This is a genomic window from Bordetella petrii, from assembly GCF_020991325.1.
GTDB classification, from domain to species: domain Bacteria; phylum Pseudomonadota; class Gammaproteobacteria; order Burkholderiales; family Burkholderiaceae_B; genus Bordetella_A; species Bordetella_A petrii_E.
This window is the reverse complement of the sequence record NZ_JAJMLX010000243.1, coordinates 1-6,918: the sequence shown is the minus strand read 5'-3', so window position 1 is coordinate 6,918 and position 6,918 is coordinate 1. Positions and strand designations below refer to the sequence as shown.

7 protein-coding genes are annotated in these 6,918 nt (G+C 63.8%); 3 read left to right on the top strand and 4 right to left on the bottom strand.

Annotated elements, in window-relative coordinates; translation table 11 throughout:
- Positions 1-120: 120 nt before the first annotated feature.
- Complete coding sequence (locus LPZ50_RS19535) at positions 121-555, bottom strand: type II toxin-antitoxin system RatA family toxin (protein WP_230663966.1); 435 nt, start codon at positions 553-555, stop codon at positions 121-123.
- A gap of 70 nt (positions 556-625) precedes the next feature.
- Between LPZ50_RS19535 and smpB the strand changes: the two genes are divergently transcribed.
- Positions 626-1,090: an SsrA-binding protein SmpB gene (gene smpB, locus LPZ50_RS19530; protein ID WP_230663964.1), complete on the top strand. Its 465-nt coding sequence runs from the start codon at positions 626-628 to the stop codon at positions 1,088-1,090.
- A gap of 84 nt (positions 1,091-1,174) precedes the next feature.
- Here the strand turns inward: smpB and LPZ50_RS19525 are convergent, their stop codons facing one another.
- Entirely contained in the window at positions 1,175-2,101 is a 927-nt protein-coding gene (locus LPZ50_RS19525; RefSeq protein ID WP_230663972.1) for an SPFH domain-containing protein, read from the bottom strand.
- A gap of 40 nt (positions 2,102-2,141) precedes the next feature.
- The gene (locus LPZ50_RS19520) at positions 2,142-2,576 is read right to left on the bottom strand and encodes an NfeD family protein (protein ID WP_230663969.1); all 435 of its coding nucleotides are present in this window, start codon (positions 2,574-2,576) and stop codon (positions 2,142-2,144) included.
- Between the two features lie 97 nt (positions 2,577-2,673).
- Here LPZ50_RS19520 and LPZ50_RS19515 point away from each other — a divergent pair, with 97 nt between their 5' ends.
- Entirely contained in the window at positions 2,674-3,426 is a 753-nt protein-coding gene (locus tag LPZ50_RS19515) for a glutamine amidotransferase (RefSeq protein ID WP_230663961.1), read from the top strand.
- 83 nt (positions 3,427-3,509) lie between these two features.
- On the opposite strand, the gene ppsA is transcribed toward LPZ50_RS19515, so the two are convergent.
- Positions 3,510-5,873, bottom strand: coding sequence for a phosphoenolpyruvate synthase (gene ppsA / locus LPZ50_RS19510; protein ID WP_230663958.1), 2,364 nt, complete (start codon positions 5,871-5,873; stop codon positions 3,510-3,512).
- Between the two features lie 160 nt (positions 5,874-6,033).
- Here ppsA and LPZ50_RS19505 point away from each other — a divergent pair.
- Positions 6,034-6,918, top strand: an 885-nt coding sequence (locus LPZ50_RS19505; RefSeq protein ID WP_230663952.1) for a pyruvate, water dikinase regulatory protein, incomplete at its 3' end; no start/stop codon positions are given.

Sequence of the window (6,918 nt, the reverse complement as noted above, 5' to 3'; positions counted from 1 at the left end):
GCGAAGCCGCTGGCCCGCAGGGCGTCGTCCACCGTGGCGCCGGCCGGCAGGCTCAGCGCGCGCTGCCACGTCGACCCGGCGGATTCGGCGTGGCACACGCTTACCCGCAACGGCGTGGCGTCATTCGCCATACACGGCCTGCGCGCGCTTGGTGAACGAATCGATGAAACTGCTGGCGATGCGGTTGAACACCGGCCCCACCACCATCTCGAGCGCCCGGTTGGAAAACGCGTATTCCAGGGTAAACAGCACTTTGCAGGCGTCGTCGGCCAGGGCCTGGAACTGCCAGTGTCCCACCAGCTTGGAAAACGGCCCGTCGACCAGTTCCAGGTCGATGCGATCGGGGTAGCTATGCGTATTGCGCGTGGTGAAGCGCTGCTTCAAGCCGGCAAAGCTGATCAGAATGGACGCCTGCATGCCGTGCTCGCTGCGTGACTGCACCTCGGTGCCGCCGCACCAGGGCATGAACTCGGGGTACTTTTCCACGTCGGCCACCAGATCGAACATCTGCGCGGCGCTGTAGGGAACCAGGACGGATCGCTGAACGTTGTGCATCGGTTATCGCAAATGGCTAGAATGTCCAGATTTTACCGGTAGCGGCGCTACCCCCGGATTTTCCAGGCTCATGAGCATTATCGACAACCGCAAGGCCACGCACGATTATTTCATCGAAGACCGCTACGAAGCCGGCCTGGTCCTGCAAGGCTGGGAGGTCAAGGCGATCCGCGACAACCGCGTGCAGCTGAAGGAAAGCTACGTCATCGTGCGCGACGGCGAACTGTTCCTGCTGGGCATGCACGTCAGCCCGCTGCCCACGGCTTCCACGCACATTCATCCCGACGCCATGCGCACGCGCAAGCTGCTGCTCAAGGCCGAAGAAATCAGCAAACTGATCGGCAAGGTGGAACAGCGCGGATACACGCTGGTGCCGCTGAACCTGCACTACAAGAACGGCCGCATCAAGCTGGATTTCGCGCTGGGCCGCGGCAAGAAGCTGTACGACAAGCGCGACACCGCACGCGACAAAGACTGGCAGCGCGAAAAAGAGCGCATGATGAAGCACGACACCCGCAACGCCCGCAAGGACTGACGCGCTTCCACAGGGTGCCAGGCACTGGCTCGGCACGAGCCTCCGGTATGCCCCGAGGCCCGCTGACGCGAACTGCGGCCGGGATCAGGCCGTCTTGTTGCTTTTCACGATGGTCATGGCCGAGGCGATCAGGCCGCCTACGTCGGCCAGGTTGGACGGCAGGATCAGGGTATTGCCTTCCTTGGCCACGTTGCTGAAAGCATCGACATAGCGTTCGGCCACCTGCAGATTCACGGCTTCCATGCCGCCGGGCTGGCGCACGGCCTCGCCCACCTGGGTAATGGCCTTGGCGGTGGCTTCGGCTATGGCCAGCACCGCCGCGGCTTCGCCCTGCGCCTGGTTGATCTGCGCCTGTTTCTCGCCTTCGGAACGCGCGATGGCGGCCTCGCGCTCGCCGGTGGCGATGTTGATCTGTTCCTGGCGGCGCCCTTCGGATGCGGCGATCAGGGCGCGCTTCTCGCGTTCGGCGGTAATCTGCGCCTGCATGGCACGCAGGATCTCATTGGGCGGGGTCAGGTCCTTGATTTCATAGCGCAGCACCTTCACGCCCCAGTTCAGCGCGGCCTCGTCCAGTGAATTCACGATGGTGCTGTTGATGAATTCGCGTTCTTCGAAGGTACGGTCCAGTTCCAGCTTGCCGATGACCGAACGCAGCGTGGTCTGCGACAGCTGCGTGATGGCAGAGATGTAATTGGACGAGCCATACGAGGCGCGCATGGCGTCGGTAACCTGGAAGTACAGCACGCCGTCCACCTGCAGCTGGGTGTTGTCGCGCGTAATGCACACCTGGCTGGGCACGTCCAGCGGGATTTCCTTCAGCGAGTGCTTGTAGGCCACGCGTTCGATGAAGGGAATGACAAACCCCGCGCCGGGCGACAGCACGCGGTCGAACTTGCCCAGCCGCTCGACCACCCAGGCATGCTGCTGCGGCACGATAGCGATCGCCTTGATGATGATCAGCAGCGCCAGGACGACCAGCACGATCAGGACGATAGTTGAGGTTTCGAGCATCATGGGGAATATCCTGCGTTGGAGATGAACAGAGGCCGCGTCAGGCGCGGCCGGCGGTTTCTTTGCGGACCAGCACCAGCCGGGCGCCCCGCAATTCGGCGATGACGTGCAGGCCTGGTTTGCGCGGCTGTCCGGCCGCCAGCTCGGCCTGCCAATGCGCGCCGCGATACCAGACGCGCGCCAGGCCGGCATCAGACCAGCCTTCGACCTCGACTTCCTGGCCGATGTCCATGTTGACATCGGCACTGCGGCCCGCGTCAACCTCGCGTTTTTTCAGCACGCCGGTGCGCCGCAGCACCAGCAGGCCGGCCAGGGCCACCGCGGCGCACGCCACCAACTGCCATTCGAAATCGACGGCCAGCCAGGCGGCGATGCCTCCGGCAACCAGGCCCAGGGCCACCAACAGCAGGTAGAACGTGCCGCTGGCCACCTCGCCGATGAGCGCGATTGCGGCCAACCCGAACCAGATCCACATCGTCATATGCCTTGCCCACGTTGAGTACCGCGTCGATTGTACGGATTTCCATCCTGCCCGGGTGCGAAATCGTCGGACGGGGACTATGATGGCGGGCATGAACGCTTCAGCCTCGAGCCCTGCGCTGCCCGTCCTGATCCTGCACACGGGCGACCCCGACAGCATCCTGCGCCAGTCGCACGGCGACTATGCCCAGATGTTGCGCCATGCCGCCGGCCTGGAGCCCGAGGCCGTGCACGTGGTGCGGGCTTTCGATGGAGAAACCCCGCTGGCCCCTGCGGCCTACCGGGCGGCGCTGGTCACGGGCTCGCCCGCCATGGTCACCGACCGCGAACCCTGGAGCGAACAGGCCGCGAACTGGCTGCGCCAGGCGGCCGGGCTGGGGCTGCCCATGTTCGGCGTGTGCTACGGCCATCAATTGCTGGCGCACGCCCTGGGCGGCAAGGTGGGCTATAACGCGCTGGGCCGCGAACTGGGCACCCAGGCCATCGAATGCCTGCCAGCCGCCGCCGGCGATGCCCTAATGGCCGGCCTGCCCGTCACATTCCCGGCCCAGTTGCTGCACGCCCAGACAGTCACGCAGTTGCCCGAAGGGGCCGTCACCCTGGCGCGTTCGGCGCTCGACGCGCACCAGCTGGTGCGGCTGGCTCCCCGCATCTATTCGTCGCAATTCCATCCGGAATTCGGGCCGGAATTCATGCGCGACCATCTGCTGCGCTACGAAACCGACTACGCCCGCGAGGGCCTGGATGCCGCCGCGCTGGCCGACGCCCTGGGCCCTACGCCAACGGCCGCCAGCCTGTTGCGGCGTTTCCTGGCCCTGCGCCAGCCCGCCGCGGCCGAACGCTGAAGGGCCTGGAAAAACGCCCCAAGAGATCAACCCTTGGGGCGCAGTTCGCTACCGCAATTTCACCGGCCAGGCCGGCGGCCGGATCAGCTGGCCAGGCGCTGCCAGGTATCCACCACGGTGTCCGGGTTCAGCGACATCGACAGAATGCCTTCATCCTTCAGCCATTGCGCGAAATCGGGGTGGTCGCTGGGGCCCTGGCCGCAGATACCCACGTACTTGTTGGCCGACAGGCAAGCCTTGATGGCCCGGCGCAGCATGAACTTCACGGCCTCGTCGCGTTCGTCGAAATCGGCCGCCAGCAACTCCATGCCCGAATCGCGGTCCAGGCCCAGGGTAAGCTGGGTCATGTCGTTCGAGCCGATGGAGAAGCCGTCGAAATACTGCAGGAACTCGTCGGCCAGGATGGCGTTGGACGGCACTTCGCACATCATGATGAGCTTCAGGCCGTTTTCGCCGCGTGCCAGCCCGTGCCTGGCCAGCAGGTCGACCACCCGCGAAGCCTGGCCCAGCGTGCGCACGAAGGGCACCATGATCTCGACGTTGGTCAGGCCCATTTCGTCGCGTACCTTCTTCAGGGCTTCGCATTCCATGCGGAAGCACTCGGCGAAGTCGTCGGCGACATAGCGCGACGCGCCGCGGAAGCCCAGCATGGGGTTCTCTTCCTCGGGCTCGTAGCGCGAACCGCCCACCAGCTTGCGGTATTCGTTCGACTTGAAGTCGGACATGCGCACGATGACGGACTTGGGCCAGAAGGCCGCCGCGATAGTGGCAATACCCTCGGCTAGTTTTTCCACGAAGAAGGCGCGCGGGCTGGCATAGCCGCGGGCCGCGGATTCAACCGCTTTCTTCAGTTCGCCGTCTACATTGGGATAATCGAGCACGGCCTTGGGATGGATGCCGATGTTGTTGTTGATGATGAATTCCAGGCGGGCCAGGCCCACGCCGGAATTGGGAATCTGGGCGAAATCGAAAGCCAGCTGCGGGTTGCCCACGTTCATCATGATCTTGACGTCGATGGGCGGCATTTCGCCGCGGCGCACTTCTTCGACTTCGGTTTCGATCAGGCCGTCGTAGATGCGGCCTTCGTCGCCCTCGGCGCATGACACCGTGACCGACTGGCCTTCTTTCAGCACGTCGGTGGCTTCGCCGCAGCCCACCACGGCGGGAATGCCCAGCTCGCGCGCGATGATGGCGGCGTGGCAGGTACGGCCGCCACGGTTGGTAACGATGGCCGAGGCGCGCTTCATGACGGGTTCCCAGTTGGGGTCGGTCATGTCGGTGACCAGCACGTCGCCGGGCTGCACCTTGTCCATTTCGGAAATGTCGCCCACCACGCGTACCGGGCCCGAGCCGATCTTCTGGCCGATGGCCCGGCCGGTGATCAGCACCTGGCCGGTGGCCTTCAGGCGGTAGCGCTGCTGCACGTCGTTGCCGGTTTGCTGCGATTTCACCGTTTCGGGGCGCGCCTGCAGGATGTAGATCTTGCCGTCGATGCCGTCGCGGCCCCATTCGATATCCATGGGGCGGTTGTAATGTTTTTCGATGATGACCGCGTAGCGCGCCAGTTCGGACACTTCGTCGTCGCTGAGCGAATAGCGGTTGCGCTCGGACACGGGCACGTCCACGGTGCGCACGGCGCGGCCTTCGGGGCGTTCTGGGTCGAATTCCATCTTGATCAGCTTCGAGCCGATGCGGCGGCTGACGATGGGATAGTGGCCCTGCTCCAGCGTGGGCTTGAACACGTAGAATTCGTCCGGGTTCACGGCGCCCTGCACCACCGTTTCGCCCAGGCCATACGACGAGGTGATGAACACCACGTCCTTGAAGCCCGATTCGGTATCGATGGTGAACATCACGCCGGCGCTGCCCTTGTCGGAACGCACCATGCGCTGCACGCCGGCCGACAGGGCCACTTCGGCATGCGCATAGCCCTTGTGCACGCGGTACGAAATGGCGCGGTCGTTGTACAGGGACGCGAACACATGGCGGATCTTGTCCAGCACGTCGTCGATGCCCACCACGTTCAGGAAGGTTTCCTGCTGGCCGGCAAACGAGGCGTCGGGCAGGTCTTCGGCGGTGGCCGAGGAACGCACGGCGAACGAGCCCTTGCCATCGGCATCTAGCTGGGCAAAAGACGCGCGGATATGCTTTTCGAATTCGGGCGAGAACGGCGCTTCGACGATCCATTGGCGGATCTCGGCGCCGGCCGAGGCCAGTTCGCGCACGTCTTCGGGGTTGAGGGTGCTGAGGCGGGTGGCGATGCGTTCATCCAGGCCCGAGGCCTTGAGGAAGTCGCGGAACGCTTCGGCGGTCGTGGCAAAGCCGCCCGGTACGCGGACACCCGCGCCAGACAGCTGGCTGATCATTTCACCTAGCGATGCGTTTTTGCCTCCTACCGAGTCCACATCCGTCATGCGGAGCTGCTCGAACGAAACGACGTACGACATTTAAGTCACCTTTTACAATGGAGAGAAAGCGAGTTTGGTCAATGCATCAGGATGCGCTGACCAAACTGGCCTTGGACCGCTCTTGGGGTGACTTATATCGGGGTCAGATTGTACCCGGTCGGGCACCATGGCTTTCCCCTTTGGTTGGAATATTTTACATATGGCTTCGACCCCTATCGAACGTACTGTCTACATTGTTTCAGACAGTACCGGCATCACTGCCGAGACCTTCAGCCACTCCGTGCTGTCGCAGTTCGAACAAGTGCATTTTCGGCCGATACGGCTGCCCTTCATCGACACCCTGGAAAAGGCCCGGGACGTTGCCGTCCGCATCGACCGCAACGCCCAGGAAACCGGCGTGCCGCCCATCGTCTTCAGCACCCTGGTGGACCCGCAAAGCATGGAATGCGTGCGCGGCGCCAACGGTATTTTCCTGGATCTGTTCGGCACATTCGTGGGGCATATCGAACAGGCCCTGGGACTGAAATCCAGCCATTCGATCGGCCGCTCGCACATGGCAGCCAATTCCGAGCAATACCGCAACCGCATCGACGCCATCAACTTCAGCCTGGCGCACGATGACGGCCAGTTCATTACCCAGCTGGACCAGGCCGACGTCATCCTGGTGGGGGTGTCCCGCTGCGGCAAGACGCCCACCAGCCTGTACCTGGCCATGCAGTACGCCATCAAGGCCGCCAATTTCCCCCTGACACCCGACGATTTCGAGCGCGGCACCCTGCCCTCGACAGTGGCGCCGCACCGCGCCAAGCTGTTCGGTTTGTCCATTCAGCCCGAACGCCTGGCCGAAGTGCGCAACGAACGCCGCCCCAACAGCAAGTACGCCAAGCTGGAACAGTGCCGCTACGAAGTGGCCGAGGCCGAGCGCATGATGCGGCGGGAAGGGATTTCCTGGCTGTCCACCACCACCAAATCCATCGAGGAAATCGCCACCACCGTGATGCAGGAGGTGGGCCAGGTACGGGAAAGGCACGCAGACACCGATTTCGCAGTGCGACGCCGCATCGGCCGCGCGCAGCGCTTGCAG

Coding starts and splice junctions, on each gene's coding strand:
- LPZ50_RS19535 (WP_230663966.1), bottom strand. CDS start 555: ATGCACAACGTTCAGCGATCCGTCCTGGTTCCCTACAGCGCCGCGCAG.
- smpB (WP_230663964.1), top strand. CDS start 626: ATGAGCATTATCGACAACCGCAAGGCCACGCACGATTATTTCATCGAA.
- LPZ50_RS19525 (WP_230663972.1), bottom strand. CDS start 2,101: ATGCTCGAAACCTCAACTATCGTCCTGATCGTGCTGGTCGTCCTGGCG.
- LPZ50_RS19520 (WP_230663969.1), bottom strand. CDS start 2,576: ATGTGGATCTGGTTCGGGTTGGCCGCAATCGCGCTCATCGGCGAGGTG.
- LPZ50_RS19515 (WP_230663961.1), top strand. CDS start 2,674: ATGAACGCTTCAGCCTCGAGCCCTGCGCTGCCCGTCCTGATCCTGCAC.
- ppsA (WP_230663958.1), bottom strand. CDS start 5,873: ATGTCGTACGTCGTTTCGTTCGAGCAGCTCCGCATGACGGATGTGGAC.